General features: G+C 39.7%; 18 protein-coding genes and 1 pseudogene. 6 read left to right on the forward strand and 13 right to left on the reverse strand.

Annotation, left to right across the window (positions count from 1 at the left end):
- Positions 1–246: 246 nt before the first annotated feature.
- From DW173_RS09295 to ppdK, 8 genes and pseudogenes are all read right to left on the reverse strand, one after another.
- Entirely contained in the window at positions 247–702 is a 456-nt protein-coding gene (locus DW173_RS09295; RefSeq protein WP_049702628.1) for a JAB domain-containing protein, read from the reverse strand.
- An 8-nt stretch (positions 703–710) separates the two neighbouring features.
- Positions 711–1,796: a DUF3871 family protein gene (locus DW173_RS09300; protein WP_049702627.1), complete on the reverse strand. Its 1,086-nt coding sequence runs from the start codon at positions 1,794–1,796 to the stop codon at positions 711–713.
- Positions 1,762–2,649: an AAA family ATPase gene (locus DW173_RS09305; protein WP_049702626.1), complete on the reverse strand. Its 888-nt coding sequence runs from the start codon at positions 2,647–2,649 to the stop codon at positions 1,762–1,764. The genes DW173_RS09300 and DW173_RS09305 overlap by 35 nt, the downstream gene beginning before the upstream one ends.
- A 94-nt stretch (positions 2,650–2,743) precedes the next feature.
- The gene (locus tag DW173_RS09310) at positions 2,744–3,013 is read right to left on the reverse strand and encodes a hypothetical protein (protein ID WP_049702625.1); all 270 of its coding nucleotides are present in this window, start codon (positions 3,011–3,013) and stop codon (positions 2,744–2,746) included.
- 369 nt (positions 3,014–3,382) lie between these two features.
- Positions 3,383–5,551: a hypothetical protein gene (locus DW173_RS09315; protein WP_049702624.1), complete on the reverse strand. Its 2,169-nt coding sequence runs from the start codon at positions 5,549–5,551 to the stop codon at positions 3,383–3,385.
- Between the two features lie 81 nt (positions 5,552–5,632).
- Positions 5,633–6,019: pseudogene (locus tag DW173_RS24120) on the reverse strand (hypothetical protein); the annotation flags it as partial.
- A 222-nt stretch (positions 6,020–6,241) separates the two neighbouring features.
- Positions 6,242–7,435, reverse strand: a complete 1,194-nt coding sequence (locus DW173_RS09325; protein WP_049703345.1) for a tyrosine-type recombinase/integrase — start codon at positions 7,433–7,435, stop codon at positions 6,242–6,244.
- 203 nt (positions 7,436–7,638) lie between these two features.
- Positions 7,639–10,359 (reverse strand): pyruvate, phosphate dikinase, encoded by a 2,721-nt coding sequence (ppdK, locus tag DW173_RS09330; RefSeq protein ID WP_120144363.1) that lies wholly within the window; start codon positions 10,357–10,359, stop codon positions 7,639–7,641.
- Between the two features lie 247 nt (positions 10,360–10,606).
- Between ppdK and rlmD the strand changes: the two genes are divergently transcribed.
- Positions 10,607–11,977, forward strand: a complete 1,371-nt coding sequence (rlmD, locus tag DW173_RS09340) for a 23S rRNA (uracil(1939)-C(5))-methyltransferase RlmD (RefSeq protein WP_229077641.1) — start codon at positions 10,607–10,609, stop codon at positions 11,975–11,977.
- A 103-nt stretch (positions 11,978–12,080) separates the two neighbouring features.
- Positions 12,081–13,001 carry an RluA family pseudouridine synthase gene (locus DW173_RS09345; RefSeq protein ID WP_004312314.1) on the forward strand — a complete coding sequence of 307 codons (921 nt, stop codon included), beginning with the start codon at positions 12,081–12,083 and terminating at the stop codon, positions 12,999–13,001.
- 74 nt (positions 13,002–13,075) lie between these two features.
- On the opposite strand, the gene DW173_RS09350 is transcribed toward DW173_RS09345, so the two are convergent.
- Complete coding sequence (locus DW173_RS09350; RefSeq protein ID WP_008022678.1) at positions 13,076–13,474, reverse strand: hypothetical protein; 399 nt, start codon at positions 13,472–13,474, stop codon at positions 13,076–13,078.
- 111 nt (positions 13,475–13,585) lie between these two features.
- Between DW173_RS09350 and DW173_RS09355 the strand changes: the two genes are divergently transcribed.
- The 4 genes from DW173_RS09355 (at position 13,586) to DW173_RS09370 (ending at position 18,151) form a co-directional block, all read left to right on the forward strand.
- The gene (locus DW173_RS09355; protein ID WP_008643700.1) at positions 13,586–15,226 is read left to right on the forward strand and encodes a B12-binding domain-containing radical SAM protein; all 1,641 of its coding nucleotides are present in this window, start codon (positions 13,586–13,588) and stop codon (positions 15,224–15,226) included.
- A gap of 111 nt (positions 15,227–15,337) precedes the next feature.
- Positions 15,338–15,961, forward strand: coding sequence for a DUF4858 domain-containing protein (locus DW173_RS09360; RefSeq protein WP_118408867.1), 624 nt, complete (start codon positions 15,338–15,340; stop codon positions 15,959–15,961).
- A gap of 100 nt (positions 15,962–16,061) precedes the next feature.
- On the forward strand, positions 16,062–16,916 hold the full coding sequence (gene map, locus DW173_RS09365; RefSeq protein ID WP_008643702.1) for a type I methionyl aminopeptidase: 855 nt from the start codon (positions 16,062–16,064) through the stop codon (positions 16,914–16,916).
- A complete protein-coding gene (locus DW173_RS09370; RefSeq protein ID WP_118408516.1) occupies positions 16,916–18,151 on the forward strand; it encodes a DNA recombination protein RmuC in 1,236 nt (411 codons plus the stop codon). Before map ends, DW173_RS09370 begins: the two co-directional genes overlap by 1 nt.
- On the opposite strand, the gene nhaA is transcribed toward DW173_RS09370, so the two are convergent.
- From nhaA to DW173_RS09390, 4 genes are all read right to left on the reverse strand, one after another.
- Positions 18,148–19,449, reverse strand: coding sequence for a Na+/H+ antiporter NhaA (gene nhaA, locus DW173_RS09375; RefSeq protein ID WP_008022684.1), 1,302 nt, complete (start codon positions 19,447–19,449; stop codon positions 18,148–18,150). The genes DW173_RS09370 and nhaA overlap by 4 nt on opposite strands.
- A gap of 45 nt (positions 19,450–19,494) precedes the next feature.
- Positions 19,495–20,673 carry a sodium:proton antiporter gene (locus DW173_RS09380; RefSeq protein WP_120144364.1) on the reverse strand — a complete coding sequence of 393 codons (1,179 nt, stop codon included), beginning with the start codon at positions 20,671–20,673 and terminating at the stop codon, positions 19,495–19,497.
- A 140-nt stretch (positions 20,674–20,813) separates the two neighbouring features.
- Positions 20,814–22,595, reverse strand: coding sequence for a translation elongation factor 4 (gene lepA / locus DW173_RS09385; protein ID WP_004312779.1), 1,782 nt, complete (start codon positions 22,593–22,595; stop codon positions 20,814–20,816).
- A gap of 128 nt (positions 22,596–22,723) precedes the next feature.
- Positions 22,724–22,924 (reverse strand): winged helix-turn-helix domain-containing protein, encoded by a 201-nt coding sequence (locus DW173_RS09390; RefSeq protein ID WP_004295603.1) that lies wholly within the window; start codon positions 22,922–22,924, stop codon positions 22,724–22,726.
- Between the last annotated feature and the right edge of the window lie 5 nt (positions 22,925–22,929).

Below are 22,929 nucleotides of genomic sequence, written 5' to 3' on the forward strand. Positions count from 1 at the left end.
GTGGTTAAGTAATTATAGCAGCACTTCTCTATACTTTACAATAAAATACCATCTGTTATTGATAATGTATTCACTTCTCTTAATAATAAGAAATAGAAGTGGATACAATTTATCCTGCTTACTTATTAATATATTATACCAACAAAGTGAGATTCTCAAAATTTCCCATCATAATGGTATAATAACAGCAGAGGGGGATGGATTTAATAGAAGGTAGGGTAATGTAGACCTTAGAAGGTTAAGTATTTATAGTTTTCCTTCATCATGATAGGAGTAGTATTCCTTCTCTGGACTTAAGATTATATGGTCTGCTACATGAATCTCCATGAGTTCAGCCACCTTCCTTACTTTTTCAGTCAAAACATCATCCAAAGTACTGGGTTTCATGCTTCCAGAAGGGTGATTATGTGCCAATATTACCTGTGTTGCATTAGCCAATAAGGCAGCTTGTAATATCAACCTTACATCTACATAAGTTGCAGATATTCCACCTTCTGAAATAGGTACTATACCCAGTACTCTGTTAGACTGATTAAGTAGCACTACTTTAAAGCTTTCCTTGTATTCTATTGTATCATCAGGGAAGTACTTTATCAATAGTTCATAGGCATCCTGTGAGCTATTTATCTTGTATCTAGTTGATGATTTGACATTGCTTTTATAGCTCAATTGAACCTCTGCTACATTCATTATACTATCCATAAGATGCACTAATTAATGAACCAACTATATTCATTTTCACCATATAAAGCCTTATTAAGTCCTTCTGTCAATTGGGTGGCATTAAGTGACCTGTCCAAGAAGTTGTCAATGTAGCTACTTTTATTAGCTCCAGTTAGTAAGTTGTACACATTCCACATGCTAATTTCCCTGCTGTCCAAAAGGGTGCTAAAGTTATCATCATTATAATATGCTTTGGCAACTAATCCTATCTGGGTATCAGTCATTAGCATCTGTGGTAACTTCTTCTTCTGGTCTACAGGTAAGAACTGATATAATCTGCATCTACCTAAGAACTGGGCAAATTGGGACTCTCTCATATAAGTATCCTTGTAGGCTGACATATAATACAAGTGCTTGGCTATGTTGTATTCTTGGAACAGCCTCATCACTGCATTCAATAGTTCAGCAGTACTCATAACCTTTAATTCTGACCTGTAACCATCTGTTGATACACACATGTTACAGCATACCATGTTTTGAAAGCCAATGAACACCTTGAACTTCTCTGCACCCTTTTTGCTGTAGAGGTTCTCATGGTTATAAGCCCTGACTCCACCTATGGTTAAATTCAGTCTGTTACCTGCAATATCCTCATATATGGTAGGTATCTCAAAACAGAACATCATTCTCTCAAAGTAGATGGTTTTATCAGATTCCAATAGTTGATTCACTGGCTTATGAATAGCTTCCGGTATTCTGCCTTTGATTACATGACTTACCCTGATGGCAGGTTCTTCTATTCTCTCATTGGAGAAGACTTTATTAGCTGCTTCCCATACAGTTTCAATGAAACTGGAGTGTGATATAGTAACCTCATTGTCCTTAGAGAACACAGGTGTAATACATTCCTCCTTGAGGTACTGCATGGTTGCTTCCTTTGTATTAGCCTCAATAAAAGGTAACTTATTACCTTCTCTGGTGCTTATGGAATCAGCTTCTACAGGATTTGTTGATATAATGCCTGTGTTGATGATTTCTATTGGCTCAACTGTTTGAATATAAGGGTTATCTACCTTATTTCTATTAGGGTATATCAGATTAGCTCTGACTGGCTGCAACTGCATTATTTCCATATCTAATGTAATTAGGGGTATAGTTAATAGTTGGTTGATTCTGTTTGTCCATAAGTACTTCTTTCTTCTGCATGAAGTCTGATGTTAACTGTTGATACCATTCAGGAAATTGATGATAGATGGCAGTCAGTTCTTCAATGGTTTTACTACTCTTAATCTTACTTCTTATCATCTCCAAATTGACACCATCATTACACCAGTCAAGTATTATCTGACCTGTAGCAGGTGTAATGGTAAAATCAGGCTTACCTATGAACAGGTTTGTCCTATCTTTAGATGCAATAGTCTGGTGCTTCATGTTGATGTCAAAGACTATGGTAAACTCATAATCTATACCATCTCTCATGACTGCTTTAAGTCCTACTTTCTCCGGTATCATCTTGCCATTCTTCTCACTTAGAACATAGTCTTGTTTGCATCTCATAGTGCATATAACATGACTTCCAGACTGCAATACTTTCTGCATGAAAGCATTGATTCTGGGTGTCACCTTCTGCCAATTGGTGAAGCTGTTACCTTGTAATCCTGCATGGTATTCAAGCAAGTTATCCCAACACTGGGAAATGCTATCAATTATAATAACTTCCATGCCAGCACCTTCACATACTTCAATAGCCTGTATGTAGGTTTCAGGTGTAAAGTTATCACTTAGGCTTAATACATTATAAGCACCTAAGTGAGCATAAAGGTCTGCACTTCCATTCTCACTGTCAATAATGGCTATCTTAGTCCAGTCATTACATAGACCATAAGCTAAAAGTAATGCTGAATAGGTCTTTCCTGAACCTGCACAGCCTTGAAGAGCAAGCTTAATCTTAGCCTGCTTCTTGGATGAAACTCTTAAGTTCAACATGTCTGAATAGGGTTAATTGTTATACACAGTCTATAAAGAAAAAGGGAAGCAAGCCCTAATAGACTTACTTCCTTGAGGTCAACATTAATAACCATCATAGAGTTGCCAGTGTCATAGCTCCACCTTCACCTCTTTGGTGCAGCATATAGAACATGTCACCTGTATCTGGTGAACATACTTGAGAGATAACAGGATTGGTAACCTCTCCATTAAGGAACTTGTCACTTACTGCTCCAGTTTCACAGCCATAAACAAAGAAGCACTTCCCTGTATGAGGATTCTGCTTTACTTCAATCTTACTTACTCCCTTTTGAGCTTTGAACTCGTTAACTGTCACTGTCTCTAAGAACTTTAACTTTTCCATAATCTTGTAATTTTATTGTTGTGCAGACAGACCATTCTGCTGCTGTTGATTCAGTTACTATGGTGGGGTAATGAGCTAACTATATGAATCCAGTAATCCCCAATATGCACAGGGGGATATCCCACTCTTAAGGTCTGGGGTGGGTGAAAAGGTGACTTAGAGTGCACTTGTAGATATCAAGTTTGCAGAAATTTAAAATAAAAATTAAAAATATCAGAGAGACTGTATATCAGATGACAGTAGGAATTGCTATATATTAGTTATATACATATAAAGCAATCCCCTGCCTTCTGGTGGGAAAACAAGGGATTGAGGATATAGTTGTGTATTCACTCTGGAATTATAATATAAGAGAAGTGAATACAAACTTTAGAATATGAATTCTTTACGCATGTCTTTAGTCGCGGGAATATGTTGCAACGGCTCTACATTTAGCCCAAAAGGGTTATAGCTAAGGATTTTATATGCACCTGTAGGAGTATTGTTTACTCTTTTAGTAGTTCTAGTAGAAAGTTTACAGAACTCTTTTAAAAATGGAATGGCTTGTCTTGAACTTAATTCTCCAAGCCCCAATAATCCAGATATGGTATTAAATCTTGCAGCTAATTCTTCTCCAGTGTAGGTTTCATTAAGTGGTAGATTTTGCCGCATTGTAACTTTTATTGAATGACTCTCTTCTAAAGCCCAAAATAGCACATAATTTCTTAGCTTTTTATACTCACTAGCTTTATTATATAGTACCAACTTATCTATTAGAGTTTCAAATGGAACATACTTGTGTAACTCAATAAAGTGCTCAAGGAATATTCTATTTGCTGAAGAACATTGTGTACGCAGGGTATTAGCAGTTCTTTCTCTACCTTCCAGAGTTGTCTCTTCTCGTAATAGCGTAATGAGCTCATCTCTTTGACTTTCATTTGATAATAGAGTTTGTGCATCTGTTTCTTCAATAACGGCATCTGTTATTCTTTCTTGTTCTTGGAGGTTTTGATATTCTATATTATGTCCTTCAACAATTAATTTGTCCATTAGATGGGGGGCTTGAGAATATAGATTTTTTAATAACTCAATTTGTATTCTTATATAATCTATATTGAAAAATGAAGGCATTAAATCTCCATGAATATCTTGCCTCAATATTTGAACAGGTTTAGTTCCATGATAACTTCTAGCTGTCTTTCTAATAAACTCTGTTGTATCAATTTCATTTCTAAATATATCTGTTGTAGGGAATTTATATTTTAGAGTTGAATATAACTTACCAAAGTGGATTAATTGTTTAGCATCTATTAATGCTTCATTGCATACATCATTTGGATTAAGGTTATTGGTACTTTCTTTGGTTGAGTAGATTATAGTCTCACTAAGTAAACCTTCTGAACTTCTACATCTACCTGCTATCTGTTGTAATTTGTCAACAGATAGCACTGTATGGAATTTCTTAGAATTGATAACAGTGATTAGATGGAATCTCTCTGTAATGTCAATACCAACAAAGTAGGTGCAAGTCATAAATGAAATCTTTTGGGGGAGTTGATTATCAGTGATATCACTGTAATGTTCCACAGTGGATTCATTCTTGGTACTGCATAGCATTGCACAATCTGTTTTCAACTCATCTGCAAGGCTATTAATAATATATCCACAGTTTGATATTGAATTATATGCTACCAATATTTTATCATTTGGATGAGTGGATATAATATCTTCAATACTCTTTTTGACTCGTATATTAGTGTCATCTGTATGAATTAATCTGATATTTCTGGGGAGAGGTTCATTAAATTCCACATTAATAACAGGTTCATCTTCTATTAATTTGTTGGAGAATCTACTGACAGTAGCAGAGACCAGACATCTTTGGGTTGGGGGAAACTGAAAATAATAGTCAATAACATCTTCCATTTCAGGTCTGTAGCTACAATCATATTGATATGAATCAATTTCATCTACCATGAGGAAGTAGTCTTTGTAGTTTTCTTTTCCTATGATGTTTAATAAGCTTGGTAAACTATTAGCAACAACTATGAACTTCTTGTATTTAATGGATGAATCAGCAAGGTATGTGGGTATTTTAGGAGGATTGAATCCTGTGATTTTTCCACCTACATAAAGTATCTTGTACTTATTTTCATCTCCTTCAATTCTACTATTCACAGCTTTACTATAGGCTAATGTTCTTGTAGGAACAACTACAATACTATTTCTTGGAGAATCTAATTCAAGCGTTGTAGCTCCAATTCCAGTTCTATTTTTCTTGATTAACCCATAAGGAGAAGTTGTGAATACATCTTTTAGATGAGCATCATCTCTTGGCATCATAAAGCTAATTGATTCAATAACTTTATTTTTCTCTAGCCAATTTACTTTGCACTTCAAGTCTACATTTTCACAGTTTACATCTGCACCATTGATTATTTGAATCATACTAGGATGCCCATCTTCAAATGATTTAGGGATTCCTGTACAAAATAGTATTTCATATCTACTATCAGGTAATTGATTGTCATCAAATGTAATATTATTTATTGTGTTCATAGTTCTTTTTATTAGTTATGGTCAAAAGTAGTCTTTTGTATTCACTTTCCCTAATAAAAATAAAAATGAATACATGGGAATTTACTGGAGCATAAAGTATTTCAAAAGATTGTTCTCCTTGATGGCTATCCTACTAATGTGTCCTTTAAAATCTCTAGGATTCTCACTTCTAATGATATACTTATTCCTAGATGTTCTATCAGTAGCATACATATTCTTCAATAAGGCTACATATTTTCTAGGTTTCAGTGCTTTATGTAGATGGTATTGGACTATAAGAGTCAGCCTATCCTGTGTTTCACTTGCGGAATAGCTCTTATTTAAGGTAAAGCTCCTTCTTATAGCAACTTTGAATGGGTGTTCCTCATCAAGTGCCCAGTACATAACTGCATTATTAAGGTTCTTGAAAGCTATATTGTTATCTGCTCTAATCTCCCATAGTTGGTGCAATAGACTATCAAGGTCAACAGCAAAAGCATTCTTGAGGTCAAGATTAGCTAACTCATCTCCTAACTCTTGAAAGTCTGCTACTTCCTCTGTTTAATCAACCTTAAGGTCTTGGCTGCTTCTACTCATATAATATTTATATAAAATATACACCTTAGTGCGCAAAGATACTAAAGAATCCCTATAGTTACTAGCTATAAAGATTCTTTTTACCACTTGTGGTGCTATCAGCACCAACTAATATTACCCAAATACATATTCAATAACCTTATTATTCAATATACTAATTGGAGAATAATCTTTCTTAATGTACCCTTCTGTTACCCTATGTGCGGATGAATGATTCAATGCAAACCCAACCTCTGCTGTACTAGCTCCACAATTATTCTGGGCAATGGTAGCCCATGAATGCCTGAAATTATAAATACAGATATCAGGAAGTTCATTATACTTGCAATAAGATTTTAAACCATTGTTTACATTAACATTAAAACAGTTACCATCCTGATACCTTTTATTAAAATTCAGAAGGTATTCATTATCTGACTTGTATTTCTCGAATAAATATAATATCCTTGATGGTATCTTGATTTCCAAATATGCACCATCACGCCTAAACTTCTTTGTCTTTAATCTATGATAACATAATACTCCCTCTCTTAAATTCTCCTTACGTAGTTCAAAGATGTCTGCTGTATTCATCCCTGCTAGACAGAAAACCATTTCTGCTACATCTCTACTTAATTCTGGTAGAGATACTTTTAAATTAGATTCAGGTATTTCACCTGTAAAGAATCTCTTTAATATATCTATATCCAAAGCTCTCTTCTCTGGAACATCAGCTTTAGGTATTGAAATCTTCCTAAAAGGTTGTAATTTGATTCGGATGATATTCTTATCATAATCATTATACTCTTCAAGAGCTGCATTATATATCATTCTAATACAAGTTGGATACATTTCCTTTGCCCTATTTGTAGATGCTAAAGAGCTAATCCAGTCTTGAATAAACTTTGTAGTAAGCTTTGAAAACATTATATTCTCTGACTCTGCAAACCTTTCCAATGATTGATATGCCCATCTGTAGTTCTTTGCATTCCTAACCATCCCCCTAACAGTAGCCATCTCCAAAACATACTTCCTAGCATATTTAGAAAAAGATATATCTTCATCTATGTGTTGTAAATAGGATACAACCTCATTGGTATCCCAACTGGATATATCTACAGCATTCAATCTATCACTATAGAGTTTAATAAGGTTGGAACAATAAGAAAGTATTTCAGGGTCTTTAATTTCCCCTTTACGTAATTTGGATTTATCTACTGTTTTATCTGTATTTATATATCTTGCAACTCTATTATGAGTAACCCTTATTAATACAGCAAACAAGCCATCACTTCTCTGTGACCTAACACATGCTTTAAATGTTGCCATAATCATCTAATATTTAATTGTTTAACATAACATATTCACTGCAAACACCATGCTTCCTTTATGCAAACATAGAGTCAAACAATCATTAAAAACAGACTATTATAACAATAGAAAGAGGGACTTACTATAAAAGCAAATCCCTCTATAACTTACTGATTAATATTGATTTATCAGATAGTTAAGTACCTAACCAGCGTATTTGACTATCCTTCAATAGCTGCCTGCGCCGCCGCCAGTCTGGCAATCGGCACTCTAAATGGAGAACAACTAACGTAATTCAAACCTACCCGGTGACAGAACTTCACAGAAGAAGGTTCACCACCATGTTCACCACAGATACCACATTTCAAATCCGGACGGATAGCACGGCCTTTTTCTGTAGCCATACGTACCAGCTGTCCCACACCATTCTGGTCGAGAACCTGGAACGGGTCTACTTTCAAAATCTTCTTTTCCAGATAAACAGGAAGGAAAGAAGCTATATCATCACGAGAATAACCGAAGGTCATCTGCGTCAAGTCATTTGTACCGAATGAGAAGAACTCGGCAGAAGAAGCAATACGGTCGGCAGTCAAAGCAGCACGCGGGATCTCGATCATTGTACCGACTTTGAAGTCAATACTATCTCCTACTTCCTCAAACAATTTCTTAGCTTCCGAGCGAATCACATTTTCCTGCTCCTTGAATTCATACAAGATACCGGTTAACGGAACCATGATTTCCGGATGAGTTTCCACTCCTTCTTTCTTCAGTTCCAATGCAGCACCCAAAATTGCACGTGTCTGCATTTGAGTAATTTCAGGATAAGTATTACCTAAACGGCAACCACGGTGCCCCAACATCGGGTTATGTTCACACAGTGATTCTACACGTTGCTGGATATATTGCAGGCTTACACCCATCGTATCCGCCATTTCTTGCTGTCCCTTCAAATCGTGAGGAACGAACTCATGCAAAGGAGGATCGAGCAAACGAACGGTTACCGGGCAACCAGCCATTGCTTTAAAGATACCTTTGAAGTCTTCTTGTTGATATGGAAGAATCTTAGCCAATGCTTTCCGACGTCCTTCTGCATTTTCCGCCAGGATCATTTCACGCATTGCTTTGATCTTTTCGCCTTCGAAGAACATGTGTTCTGTACGGCAAAGGCCGATACCTACCGCACCGAAGTTACGTGCAACTTCCGCATCATGAGGAGTGTCCGCATTGGTACGTACCTGCAAACGAGTATATTTATCAGCCAGTGTCATCAATTCGGCAAAGTCGCCGGAAAGCTCTGCAGCTTTCGTTTCTACCTTACCATTATATACTACACCTGTACTTCCGTTCAAAGAGATATAGTCACCTTCTTTCAGCAATACACCGTCAATCTCTACCGTACGGTTTTTATAATCAATATTCAATGCACCTGCACCCGATACGCAGCATTTACCCATACCACGAGCCACAACAGCCGCGTGAGAAGTCATACCGCCACGAGCCGTAAGAATACCTTCGGCAACTGCCATACCGGCCAAGTCTTCCGGAGAAGTTTCGATACGAACCATCACCACACGTTTACCGGCAGCATGCCATTCGGCAGCATCATCAGCAAAGAATACGATCTGACCGGTTGCAGCACCCGGAGAAGCCGGAAGACCACGGGTCAACACTTTGGCTTTCTTCAAAGCATCCTTATCGAATACAGGGTGGAGCAATTCATCAAGTTTATTCGGTTCCACGCGCATCAAAGCAGTCTTTTCGTCAATCATACCCTGACGGAGCAAGTCCATAGCAATCTTTACCATGGCAGCACCTGTACGTTTACCGTTACGTGTCTGGAGGAACCAGAGTTTACCTTCCTGTACGGTGAACTCCATGTCCTGCATATCTTTATAATGATTTTCCAGTTTAGTCTGAAGAGCATCCAATTCTTTATAGATTTCCGGCATTGCCTCCTCCATTGAAGGGAATTTCGCAGCACGAAGTTCTTCGGTTACGCCAGCCAATATAGCCCAACGTTGAGAACCAATCTTAGTGATCTGCTGTGGAGTACGGATACCGGCCACTACGTCTTCACCCTGTGCGTTAATCAAGTATTCACCGTTGAAAAGGTCTTCACCTGTACCGGCATCCCGTGAGAAACAAACACCTGTAGCCGAAGTTTCGCCCATATTACCGAACACCATAGCCTGTACATTGACAGCTGTACCCCATTCATCAGGTATACTTTCCATCTTACGGTAAAGGATGGCGCGTTCATTCATCCATGAATCAAATACGGCACAGATAGCTCCCCAAAGTTGTTCGTATGCACCAGTCGGGAAATCTTTTCCGGTCTGTTCTTTTACGGCAGCTTTAAATTTCTTTACGAGTTCCTGCAAGTCTTCCACTTTCAACTCGTTATCCAGTTCTACCCCTTTCGCTTTCTTCACCTCTTCGATGATTGCTTCGAACGGGTCGATATCTTCTTTATTGGTAGGCTTCATGCCCAACACAACGTCACCGTACATCTGTACGAAACGACGGTAAGAGTCCCATGCAAAACGTGCATTACCCGTCTTACGGATAATACCTTCCACCACTTCGTCATTCAATCCGAGGTTCAGGATCGTATCCATCATACCCGGCATAGATGCGCGTGCACCGGAACGTACAGATACCAACAAAGGATTTTCAACATCACCGAATTTAGATTTCATCAACGCTTCCACATGAGCGATCGCTTTTACAACTTCATCTTTCAGCAACTCAACCACTTTATCACGTCCTAACGTATTGTATTCCGTACAAACATCTGTAGTTATTGTGAATCCGGGAGGGACAGGAATTCCGATTAAATTCATTTCAGCAAGGTTGGCTCCCTTACCACCGAGCAAATTCTTCATGTCAGCCTTTCCTTCTGCCTGACCATTACCAAAGGTATAAACTCTTTTTTTATCCATAATATTGTGTTTAAAGTTACATTATGACTTTTTTCTGTTCGCAAATCTAAGGATATTTCGCAAACTTGAAAACTTTTTGCGAAAAAACTTTCTATCAAAATGCAATTTCGACATTACAATCCGGAATAATTCTGTATACCCGAATTTTTTCCAAAAAAAATACCTACTTTTGCAAAGTAATTATTAGACTGGTGTAAAAGTGGCAAGAAAGAAAAAAGAGCTTCCCTTATTGGAGAAGGTAACAATCATGGATGTGGCTGCCGAAGGAAAAGCCATCGCAAAAGTAAACGACCTGGTGATTTTTGTTCCCTATGTAGTGCCGGGTGATGTTGTAGACCTGCAAATCAAGCGTAAAAAGAATAAATATGCCGAAGCTGAAGCGGTAAAGTTTCACGAGCTGTCGCCCAATCGCGCTGTTCCTTTCTGCCAACATTATGGCGTATGCGGTGGCTGCAAGTGGCAAGTGCTCCCCTATTTAGAGCAGATCAGATATAAGCAAAAGCAAGTGGAAGATAATTTGAGACGTATTGGAAAGATCGAACTTCCCGAGATTTCTCCGATTCTCGGTTCTGACAAAACGGAGTTTTACAGAAACAAACTGGAATTCACCTTTTCAAATAAGCGCTGGTTGACAAACGAGGAAGTTCGTCAGGACGTGAAATACGATCAGATGAATGCGGTAGGTTTCCACATTCCGGGAGCGTTCGACAAAGTACTGGCTATTGAGAAATGCTGGTTGCAGGATGATATATCCAACCGCATCCGGAACGCAGTACGTGACTACGCTTACGAACACGATTATTCTTTCATCAATCTGCGCACACAGGAAGGTATGCTGCGGAATATGATTATACGCACATCTTCCACAGGGGAACTGATGGTAATCGTCATTTGCAAGATTACAGAAGATCACGAAATGGAACTGTTCAAGCAATTACTCCAATTCGTAGCGGACTCTTTCCCCGAAATCACTTCGCTTCTATACATTATTAATAATAAGTGCAACGATACCATCAACGATTTGGACGTTCACGTATTTAAAGGGAAAGACCACATCTTTGAAGAGATGGAAGGCCTGCGTTTCAAGGTCGGCCCGAAATCATTCTATCAGACTAACTCGGAACAGGCTTATAATTTATATAAGATAGCCCGTAACTTTGCCGGATTAACAGGAAACGAACTGGTATATGACCTTTATACAGGAACAGGAACAATTGCCAATTTCGTTTCACGCCAAGCCCGTCAGGTGATCGGTATCGAATACGTGCCGGAAGCTATTGAAGACGCAAAGGTGAATGCAGAGATCAATGATATCAAGAACGCAATTTTTTATGCCGGTGATATGAAAGATATGCTGACGCAGGATTTCATCAATCAGCATGGACGCCCCGACGTAATCATCACAGACCCTCCCCGTGCCGGTATGCACCAGGATGTGATTGATGTCATTTTGTTTGCGGAACCGAAACGAATTGTATATGTTAGTTGTAATCCTGCTACTCAAGCGCGGGATCTGCAATTACTGGATGAAAAGTATAAGGTGAAGGCTGTTCAACCCGTAGATATGTTCCCTCACACTCACCACGTAGAAAATGTGGTGTTGCTGGAACTTCGATAAAGAGTTCACCACAGATTAGCACAGATTATAATAATCAGTAATAAAAATCTGTGTTAATCTGTGTAATCTGTGGTGAAAAATAAATTCTCAAAAGAAAAAAGAAATGAAAAAAAGACCTAGAAGAACTCCTGCTGAAAAAGCACGTGCTCAATATACCAATTATGCAGTCAAAGAGCCCATGGAATTAATGGAGTTCCTGGCTGCCAAGATGCCGGATGCAAGTCGCACGAAATTAAAATCGTTGTTAAGCAAGCGGGTCGTGTTTGTTGATAATGTGATAACCACGCAATTCAACTTTCCCCTTGAAGCAGGCATGAAAGTGAAAATTAGCAAGCAAAAGGGAAAGAAAGAATTTAATAACAGATTGCTGAAGATTGTATATGAAGACGCCTATATCATTGTCGTCGAAAAGATGCAAGGACTTCTATCCGTCAATACGGAGCGTCAGAAAGAGCGCACTGCCTACACGATACTGAATGAATATGTGCAACGCTCCGGACGTCAATTCCGTGTGTTTATCGTTCACCGCTTAGATAGAGATACTTCCGGTCTGATGATGTTTGCCAAAGACGAAAAAACACAGCGGACGCTACGCGACAACTGGCATGAGATAGTGACCGACCGCCGATATGTAGCTGTAGTGGAAGGTAGTATGGAAAAAGATTATGATACAGTCGTTTCCTGGCTGACTGATAAAACGCTTTACGTAAGTTCCAGTGAATATGATGACGGTGGATCAAAATCTATTACCCACTATAAGACAATCAAACGCGCTAACGGATATTCTCTGTTGGAACTCGATTTGGAAACTGGCCGAAAGAATCAGATTCGTGTACACATGCAGGATTTAGGCCATCCTATTATCGGCGACGGAAGATATGGAAGAGAAGATTCTCCCAACCCTATCGGACGATTGGCACTCCATGCCTTCAAACTTTGTTTCTATCATCCGGTAACGGGAGATTTAATGGAGTTCGAGACGCCTTATCCGGCGGAATTTAAGAAGTTGTTTCTAAAAAAATAAAACAATATGCTCAAAATAGAAAAGGAGTTATATCGATTGATATAACTCCTTTTCTATTTAAATTATAATTTATTCTATTGCATCTGCAACTCAATATAATCAATATATCCTCCATCAAGATACAAATCACCTTGCAAATAACGACCTCTAACACGAACACCTCTAATCTCACGTAAAGCAAAATCATAACCATAATCAAGATACAATGTTCCATAATCCACCCACCAACGGAATGGCAAATCACCGGCAGGTCTACCATCGTAGTCAAAGACTTGGTAATCTATTCCCAAACCATTGTTATCCAAACGAATACCACTTTCTATCGGATTATTGTCAGAACCAAACCATAAATCACCAACCCAAGTACGTCCCATCAAATCGTCATAAATATCTTCATCGTCTTCACACGAAGTAAAGCCAACCAATAAAGTCAGCATCATCAAGATACCCGCATATTTCTTTATCATTTCCATAATTCTCTAGTTTATTGCGTTTATTAATACAAAATTAGCGTTTTTTATTTACTATACATTACAAGCCACAAGTTTTTTGTACCTTTGCAAAGATAATATTAAAATTTCCACATGAAACTTCTTTGGCTTGATTTAAATAGTTCGTACGCTCATTCTTCGTTGGCATTACCTGCCTTACATGCCCAAATAGCAAATAATACAGACATTGAATGGTGTACCGTCTCCGCTACGATCAATGAAAACACTGGCAGTGTCGTCAATCAAATCTACCGCCATCAACCGGATATCATTGCAGCTACCAATTGGCTATTCAATCATGAGCAACTCCTGCACATTGTTTCACGCGCAAAAGCATTACTACCTCACTGCTGTGTTATACTCGGAGGTCCCGAATTTTTAGGAGATAATGAAGCTTTCTTATATAAGAACAAATTTGTAAGCGGAGTGTTTCGCGGAGAAGGCGAAGAAGTATTTCCATTATGGTTAAAAGTGTGGAATCAGCCAAGAAAGGAATGGAAATCAATCACAGGACTTTGTTACCTGAATGAATCAGGAGAATATCAGGACAACGGACTTGCCCGTGTCATGAACTTTTCTGAATTGGTTCCTCCTGAAAAAAGCCGTTTCTTCAATTGGAGCAAACCATTTGTGCAGTTAGAAACTACCCGGGGATGTTTTAACACCTGTGCTTTTTGTGTCAGTGGAGGTGAAAAGCCGGTTCGTACCTTATCTCTCGAAGCAATCAAAGAACGTCTCGACGTGATACACGAACACGGAATCAAAAACGTGCGAGTACTGGATCGTACTTTCAATTACAATAATAAACGGGCAAAAGAGCTATTAAACTTATTCCGCGAATACCCGGACATCTGTTTCCATCTGGAAATTCATCCGGCACTACTTTCCGATGAACTCAAACAGGAATTAGCCACTCTGCCTAAAGGTCTGCTGCACCTGGAAGCCGGTATCCAAAGCCTTCGGGAAAACGTGCTTGAACAAAGTCGAAGAATAGGAAAACTCTCCGATGCTTTGGCCGGACTCCACTATCTATGTTCACTTGAAAACATGGAAACTCATGCCGACTTGATAGCCGGGCTCCCACTCTACCATCTATCAGAGATTTTCGACGACGTCCGTACCTTAACCGAGTATGGCGCAGGAGAAATCCAACTGGAATCTCTGAAATTACTTCCGGGCACCGAAATGCGAAGAAGAGCGGATGAATTAGGTATACAGTATTCTCCACTTCCTCCATACGAAGTACTTCAAACCCGTGAAATCACGGTAGATGAGTTACAAACAGCCCATTATCTGTCACGCCTGTTAGACGGTTTCTATAACACTCCTACCTGGCGAAATATCACCCGTATACTAATTTTGGAGAACCCCCATTTCATACATGACCTACTCGACCATCTGGTCCGGACAGATGTCATCGACACTCCTCTTAGCTTGGAAAGAAGAGGATTAATCCTTTATGATTTCTGCAAGAATCATTATCCCGACTACCTGACACAAGTCAGTATTGCATGGATAGAAGCAGGTATGTCATTAAAAAAAGCTCCGGCAGAAAAAGTAAGAACCAAAAGACAGTTACCTCCTGAAAGTTGGGAAGTAGTATACGGTGCATACCGTGAAAATCTACGACTATGTTTCCTCCCTGTCGATGAAGAAGGACATGGCTACTGGTTTGGCTTTGAATCGGAAATTCAGAAGATACAACCGGTTTTCAAAGCTAGAAAATTATCATAAACAAAAGAAAAGTATTCCCATATTATGTGAAATAATTACTATTCACTAATCGTTCAAAGCAGCATATCCTGTTTTTCACCGTCCATACAATAAACTTTACTAGCACAGTGTATGGACATTCGGAAATATCAATTGAATATTCTTTGTTTATTATTGTTCCCCTTATCCGCAACAGGGCAAGAATGGAGCAAACAGGACTCATTGAGACTTCAGCAAATGTTGGAATCCGATCAGGAAATCAAGAAAAACAGAAAGCTTATCGAAAAAATAGAGCAAAAAATGTACTCTCGAAAACCATTTGTAGATTTTGATCCCACACTACCCACTTTAAAATCTTCCACAATCTTTTCGAGACCTTCTATTCACACATACAAGATGTTCCAAAAGCCAGGTTCCACCTTTTTACCCACTTATTCCTGGTTAAGAATAAACAAGAACCTTATCCTGCATAGTAAAAGCGACTTTGCAGAAAATTCCAATCATTTCCATATCCAAAGCCAAATGGAATATAAATTATCCTCCAGATGGTCTCTCGACATATATGGTTCACAAAACCTCGATACCCGAAGATACCGAGGGCTCCCCTCCGAAGTGGAACCAACCAAATTAGGAAGTAATGTCGTTTTCAAAATAAATAAAAACTGGAAAATCAAAACAGGGATGCAATACCAATATAATGCTATACGAAAAAGATGGGAATGGATACCTCAAGTTAGCGTTTCATACGAATGGTAAATCCTATTGATAATTGAGGATCGAAAAGTTTTAGAAAGCAAGAAAGCATATTTTCCATTTATTCTCGTACCTTTGTCATACGATTAAATATGCTATCATAATGAAGAACTTTATCAAGGGATTCCGGTTTACCCCCTCTAATTATCCGGCAGAAGTAGAAGCAAAAATACAGAAATACAGAAAACAAGGTTACAAACTTCCACCGCGTAAAGTACTCCGTACCCCCGAACAACTGGAAGGTATCCGGGAAAGTGCCAAAATCAATACTGCACTGTTAGACTATATTTCAGAAAATATTCGCGAAGGAATGTCTACTGAAGAGATTGATGTATTAGTATATGATTTCACCACCAGCCACGGTGCTATCCCTGCCCCACTCAACTACGAAGGATTTCCTAAAAGTGTATGCACAAGCATTAACGACGTGGTTTGTCACGGTATTCCCAACAAAAATGAGATTCTAAAAAGCGGAGACATTATCAATGTGGACGTTTCTACCATTTACAAAGGATATTTCTCCGATGCATCCCGTATGTTTATGATTGGCGATGTCAATCCTGACATGCAAAGATTAGTACAGGTCACCAAAGAGTGCATGGAAATAGGTATTGCCGCCGCACAACCCTGGAAACAACTGGGTGATGTAGGCGCCGCCATCCAGGAACATGCAGAAAAGAACGGTTTCAGCGTAGTTCGTGATCTCTGCGGACATGGCGTAGGTATGCAATTCCATGAAGAACCGGACGTAGAACATTTCGGCCGACGGGGTACGGGCATGATGATCGTACCGGGAATGACCTTCACCATCGAACCCATGATTAACATGGGAACCTACGAAGTCTTTATAGATGATGCCGACGGATGGACTGTCTGCACCGACGACGGACTACCTTCCGCCCAATGGGAAAACATGATTCTGATTACTGAAACCGGAAACGAAATTCTTACTTATTAATGGAATTAATTTTACTTATCGTTGTTGCCGCATTAGTGATAGTCTTACTAATACTGTCACTTACAAAAGGTAATAATCAAACGCAAGCGGAACAACTGCAAACAGCTTTGCGCCAACAAATGCAGGAGAATCGCGAAGAACTGAATCGCAGCATCCGGGAACTCCGCTTGGAGATGACTCAAACGCTGAATCAGAATATGCAGCAATTGCAAGATGCATTGCACAAAAATATGTTGACTAACGGAGAGCTGCAGCGTCATAAATTCGATATGATGGCCCGTCAACAGGAATCATTGATTAAATCGACCGAAAAGAGGTTGGATGACATGAGGACAATGGTGGAAGAAAAATTGCAAAAGACATTGAACGAACGCATTGGCCAATCATTTGAAATTGTCCGCTCACAACTTGAGAATGTGCAGAAAGGACTAGGCGAAATGAAATCTCTGGCTCAAGACGTAGGCGGATTAAAGAAGGTGTTGAGCAATGTAAAAATGCGTGGTACATTCGGCGAAGTTCAGTTAGGAGCATTATTAGAGCAGATGATGAGTCCGGAACAATACGACGCTAATGTAAAAACCAAGAAAAGCGGAACCGAATTCGTTGAGTTTGCAATCAAACTTCCGGGAAAGGATGATGCGAACAGCACCGTCTATCTGCCTATCGACGCTAAATTTCCCAAAGATGTGTACGAACAATATTATGATGCTTTTGAAGCAGGAGATACTGCATTGATAGAATCGTCCGGCAAGCAATTGGAAACAACCATCAAGAAAATGGCAAAAGACATTCACGACAAATATGTAGATCCTCCTTTTACCACAGACTTCGCCATTATGTTTCTGCCTTTTGAAAGCATTTATGCCGAAGTAATCCGAAGAACAAGCCTGGTAGAAACTCTGCAAAAAGATTACAAAATAGTTGTCACAGGACCTACTACACTAGGGGCTATCCTAAATAGCCTGCAAATGGGATTCCGCACGTTAGCTATTCAAAAGCGAACGGGAGAGGTTTGGACGGTATTAGGAGCTGTAAAAACAGAATTCAGCAAATTCGGAGGACTACTCGAAAAAGTACAGAAAAACCTTCAAAATGCCGGCGACCAACTAGAAGAAGTAATGGGTAAGCGGACTCGCGCTATCGAACGAAAACTCCGCCAAGTTGAACAATTGCCACATGAAGAAAGCATGAAAATTCTTCCGATAGATGATGGAGACGATGAATCGACAGATTAAAGCGAAATCCGAAGTACGACATATCCCAGTAAGCCGGAAAGTACGGTTCCGGTCAATACACCAAATTTGGCCTGATTCAATAATACAGGATAGTCTACCCCAAAAGAAAGATTAGCGATAAAGAGTGATACAGTAAAGCCAATACCTCCCAACAATGCAACTCCGGAAAGATTCTTCCAGGTCATCCCTAAAGGCATGGGAGTCAATCTTATTTTTATAGCCAGCCAGGTAAAGAAATATATTCCAATAAATTTTCCCAGTAACAGACCGGCAGCAACAGCAATACTGACAGCTCCCACTAATTCGCCTCCCCCACTAAACACAACGCCGGCATTGACAAATGCAAAAAGAGGAAGAATCAAATAATTGACTGTTCCATGCAAATTATCTTCTAATGACTGCAACGGACTAATTACACGGTCGGAAGCCGATTCGACCTCTTTCAACTTGGCTATTTGCTCATTAGTCAGCACAATGCTTTCAGATTGCATTGCCGGAAAACCGGCAATGGTATGACGAATTTTTTCGATGTACTTCCCTACATTCAGACGAGGTTTAGCGGGAATAACAAAAGCAAGAATAACTCCCGAAATAGTGCTATGAATACCGGATTGCAAAAATAAATACCAGATAATCACTCCAATCACCAAGAAGAATACCTTATTTGTCGTTCCATACTTTCCTATAAAATAAAGTAAAATATAAAAAAGTATAGCTACCAAAAGATAACCATAGGCAACATGTGAACTATAAAAAAGAGCGATCACCAAAATTCCCCCGATATCATCGACTACCGCAAAAGCAGTCAAAAAAATCTTCAAACTCAACGGCACACGGCTACCTAATAAGCTCAACACCCCCAATGAAAAAGCAATATCCGTAGCCATAGGAATGGCGAGTCCATGTCCGCCTTCACTACCCGGAACACAAATAAGCGAATAGATCATCACAGGCAACAACATCCCACCACAAGCGGCAATGAAAGGCAACACCGCCTTACGGAAAGAGGAAAGCTCACCTACCAATAGCTCACGTTTGATTTCCAGTCCAACCAATAAAAAGAAAATCGTCATCAAACCATCATTGATAAACTCAATCATTCGCAGATTTTCCCCACCATGCGAAAGCAAATTAAAATTTCCTATCTGTAAATGAAGTTCATGCGACAAAAATTCCTGATATACCGGAGCCACAGAAGAGTTCGCAATAATGGCTGCCGAGATAGCAGCCAGGAATAAAAGAATACTCGCCGTGATATTCATAGACGAGAAGTTCCGCATAGTCCGCAAAATAGTCATAACGAAATGTTTTTATAATATTAGTTTTGCAATATACAGAATTTTCTAATTAGTATAACTCCTTAAAGCAAGATTTTTGACCCAAAGTACAAAAATTCCTGTCAAAATCAGATTCAGTACCAAGGTAAGAACAGAAATTACCAACGCCGGACCACCCAAGTTATAGCCCAATGCAATGAAAATGATTCCGGCTCCTACCTCACCACGGGTAAACATACCGATGGAAAGAGCCAGTCGCTCGCTTAACTTCCGGTCACGGTAAAAGAACATCGGGCAAAGCTTTCCTATATTCGACAATAAAGAGACAATCACCACATGAAACAGAATCATTCCCCACGACATCATCTCCTGCGAACCGGTGACGGAATAAGCACCTGCATGAGTCTCCGCAAAGTTCACACCAATAAAATGCGGCATACTCATCCCCACCAGGAACATGAAGAAAAATGAAATTCCGGTAGAAACCTTTCGTTCCACGGGCGTATCATGTTCCTTATGTTTCATAATCATACCCAGCACAAATGCAGGCAGCAGGACTTCAATATGAATACTTCCCTCCTCCCCATACAATTCCTTACTACCGAGATAAAGAATTTGAGTAGCCAAAAATATGATTATTGAATAAAAGAGGATAGCCTTCCAATCCTGACGCCAATCGTATTTATTCAGCCTTTGCCAGCCGATCGATAATAACAGGAACACAATCACCACCACAATAATCAACTGCCAGCGCAGCCCGATCATCATAATCTGAAGAGGAATCATCAAAAGAATCGTATCCAAATCATCGAAAATAGCCAACACCTGTATCTTCTTATAAATCCAACTGGACTTTAGCCCGATAGCCGCCAACATCGTAAACAAAATACCGGCTGATGTCGGTGCGGCAAAACGGCTCAACAGCAAATTCTCCTTCCAGGCTTCCCAACTGTTCCAAAAATCGGGTGGCAGCAATACAAACACATAATAGATGGCAATCATAAACCACGGCAAAGCAGCCGTAGCCATGGCAATAAAATAATCCTGGGCGTAACTTTTCCACCGTGTCTTATCAAGAACAAATTCACGGCCTACATTAATCATTATAAAACTAAGGCATACATAGAGCAATACATTCGATATGGATTTAACAGCTCCATAGCCATCCCCTGCCATCATCGGCAGGAATTGCGAAACGACGAGCCCCAGCATCAGGAAGCCCGAAAAAGACAGAACTTTTCTCATATTTATAGTTGTTTGTTCCTAAAAAGTGATTGCCAAGGAAAGCTCTGCAGACAGAAGGCAATCACCTGGTGTATTAAAAACTAACCGCAAGTCAATTTGTTCAGAACATATCTCTGAAAAATTGCTTGCGGCAGTGTTTTTTAATCCAGCTTCAGTACGGCGAGGAAGGCTTTCTGCGGCACTTCCACGTTACCGATTTGTTTCATTCGTTTTTTACCTCTTTTCTGTTTTTCAAGCAGTTTACGTTTACGGCTCACGTCGCCACCATAACACTTCGCGGTCACATCCTTACGAACCGCCTTAATGGTTTCGCGAGAAATAATCTTCGCTCCGATAGCTGCCTGAATGGCAATATCAAACTGTTGACGCGGAATAAGTTCCTTCAACTTCTCACACATCCGGCGTCCCATATCGTAAGCATTGTCAATATGCGTCAAAGTGGAAAGCGCATCCACAGGCTCACCGTTCAAGAGGATATCCAACTTCACCAGTTTAGAAGTACGGAAACCATTCGGATGATAATCAAACGAAGCATACCCTTTGGAAATACTCTTCAACTTATCATAAAAGTCAATCACAATTTCTCCCAAAGGCATATTATAATAGATTTCCACCCGGTTACCGGAGATATATTCCTGTTTAATCAATTCACCACGTTTACCTAAACAAAGCGTCATGATAGGACCGATATAATCGGTAGTAGTAATAATAGATGCTTTGATATACGGCTCTTCGATATGGTCAATCATAGTCGGGTCGGGCATACCACCAGGGTTATGCACTTCCTTCATATTACCTTGCTTATCATATATATGGTAAGAAACGTTCGGCACCGTAGTAATCACATTCATATCAAACTCACGGTCCAAGCGCTCCTGCACAATCTCCATGTGGAGCAATCCGAGGAAACCACAACGGAAGCCAAAACCCAAAGCCAACGAAGATTCCGGCTGGAAAGTCAAAGACGCGTCATTCAACTGCAACTTCTCCAAAGACGCACGGAGATCTTCAAAATCCTCCGCTTCAATCGGATAAACTCCGGCAAATACCATCGGCTTCACTTCCTCAAAACCGGCAATAGCCTTTTCACACGGACGGGCAATATGCGTAATGGTATCTCCCACTTTCACCTCTTTGGAAGTTTTGATACCGGAAATAATATATCCTACATCTCCCGTACGAAGTTCGTTACGAGGCACCATATCCATTTTCAACACCCCTACTTCATCGGCATCATACTCTTTTCCCGTATTGAAGAACTTCACCTTGTCTCCCTTGCGAATCATACCGTTTTCGATCTTGAAATAGGCTATAATTCCGCGGAAAGAATTAAATACAGAGTCGAAAATCAAAGCCTGCAACGGAGCCTCTTCATCTCCTTCCGGATGAGGGATCCGCTCAATCACAGCCGCCAGTATCTCTTCCACTCCCATCCCCGTTTTGCCGGACGCACGGATTACTTCCTCCCGTTTGCAGCCCAACAATTCAACGATCTCATCTTCCACTTCTTCGGGATTGGCACTCGCCATGTCACATTTATTAATCACCGGAATAATCTCAAGGTCATGCTCAATGGCCATATACAGATTTGAAATCGTCTGCGCCTGCACTCCCTGGGAAGCATCGACAATCAGCAACGCACCTTCACACGCAGCAATAGAACGCGATACCTCATACGAAAAGTCCACATGTCCCGGGGTGTCAATCAAGTTAAGGATATACTTTTCACCCTGATAAGTATATTCCATCTGGATAGCATGGCTCTTGATAGTGATCCCTCTTTCCTTCTCCAGATCCATATTATCAAGCATCTGCCCGGAAGTCACCTGAATGGTATGTGTAAACTCCAACAAACGGTCAGCCAAAGTCGACTTACCGTGGTCAATATGAGCAATAATGCAAAAGTTGCGTATATTCTTCATTCTGAATTCTTATTATTTTATCTTTTTGGTGTGCAAAGATACGTAAATGGCGGAATAAAAAAAAATGCGTTGATAACATTATGATTATGTACCAACGCATTTTTTTATTGCTTAAGTGAGTTACTCGCTTAGATCAATTTGATGAAGAGTTCACCTTCAACTTCTTCCACAGAGACTTTGTCTTCTCTCAATAACCAGCCAAGGCCGAGAAACAGATCTTTGTCAACCAATTTAGTTGCTTTTTTAAGCTGCTTGGCAGTCATTCCTTCTGTTTCGTTCAGTGCATTCCAGATAGTACCTGCAATTACACCAGCTTTTTCTTTCAACATTTGCT

Origin of the sequence: Bacteroides sp. AM16-13, from assembly GCF_003602705.1 — a bacterium.
Taxonomy (GTDB): domain Bacteria; phylum Bacteroidota; class Bacteroidia; order Bacteroidales; family Bacteroidaceae; genus Bacteroides; species Bacteroides xylanisolvens.

Coding starts and splice junctions, on each gene's coding strand:
- DW173_RS09295 (WP_049702628.1), bottom strand. CDS start 702: ATGGATAGTATAATGAATGTAGCAGAGGTTCAATTGAGCTATAAAAGC.
- DW173_RS09300 (WP_049702627.1), bottom strand. CDS start 1,796: ATGGAAATAATGCAGTTGCAGCCAGTCAGAGCTAATCTGATATACCCT.
- DW173_RS09305 (WP_049702626.1), bottom strand. CDS start 2,649: ATGTTGAACTTAAGAGTTTCATCCAAGAAGCAGGCTAAGATTAAGCTT.
- DW173_RS09310 (WP_049702625.1), bottom strand. CDS start 3,013: ATGGAAAAGTTAAAGTTCTTAGAGACAGTGACAGTTAACGAGTTCAAA.
- DW173_RS09315 (WP_049702624.1), bottom strand. CDS start 5,551: ATGAACACAATAAATAATATTACATTTGATGACAATCAATTACCTGAT.
- DW173_RS09325 (WP_049703345.1), bottom strand. CDS start 7,435: ATGGCAACATTTAAAGCATGTGTTAGGTCACAGAGAAGTGATGGCTTG.
- ppdK (WP_120144363.1), bottom strand. CDS start 10,359: ATGGATAAAAAAAGAGTTTATACCTTTGGTAATGGTCAGGCAGAAGGA.
- rlmD (WP_229077641.1), top strand. CDS start 10,607: ATGGATGTGGCTGCCGAAGGAAAAGCCATCGCAAAAGTAAACGACCTG.
- DW173_RS09345 (WP_004312314.1), top strand. CDS start 12,081: ATGAAAAAAAGACCTAGAAGAACTCCTGCTGAAAAAGCACGTGCTCAA.
- DW173_RS09350 (WP_008022678.1), bottom strand. CDS start 13,474: ATGGAAATGATAAAGAAATATGCGGGTATCTTGATGATGCTGACTTTA.
- DW173_RS09355 (WP_008643700.1), top strand. CDS start 13,586: ATGAAACTTCTTTGGCTTGATTTAAATAGTTCGTACGCTCATTCTTCG.
- DW173_RS09360 (WP_118408867.1), top strand. CDS start 15,338: ATGGACATTCGGAAATATCAATTGAATATTCTTTGTTTATTATTGTTC.
- map (WP_008643702.1), top strand. CDS start 16,062: ATGAAGAACTTTATCAAGGGATTCCGGTTTACCCCCTCTAATTATCCG.
- DW173_RS09370 (WP_118408516.1), top strand. CDS start 16,916: ATGGAATTAATTTTACTTATCGTTGTTGCCGCATTAGTGATAGTCTTA.
- nhaA (WP_008022684.1), bottom strand. CDS start 19,449: ATGACTATTTTGCGGACTATGCGGAACTTCTCGTCTATGAATATCACG.
- DW173_RS09380 (WP_120144364.1), bottom strand. CDS start 20,673: ATGAGAAAAGTTCTGTCTTTTTCGGGCTTCCTGATGCTGGGGCTCGTC.
- lepA (WP_004312779.1), bottom strand. CDS start 22,595: ATGAAGAATATACGCAACTTTTGCATTATTGCTCATATTGACCACGGT.
- DW173_RS09390 (WP_004295603.1), bottom strand. CDS start 22,924: ATGTTGAAAGAAAAAGCTGGTGTAATTGCAGGTACTATCTGGAATGCA.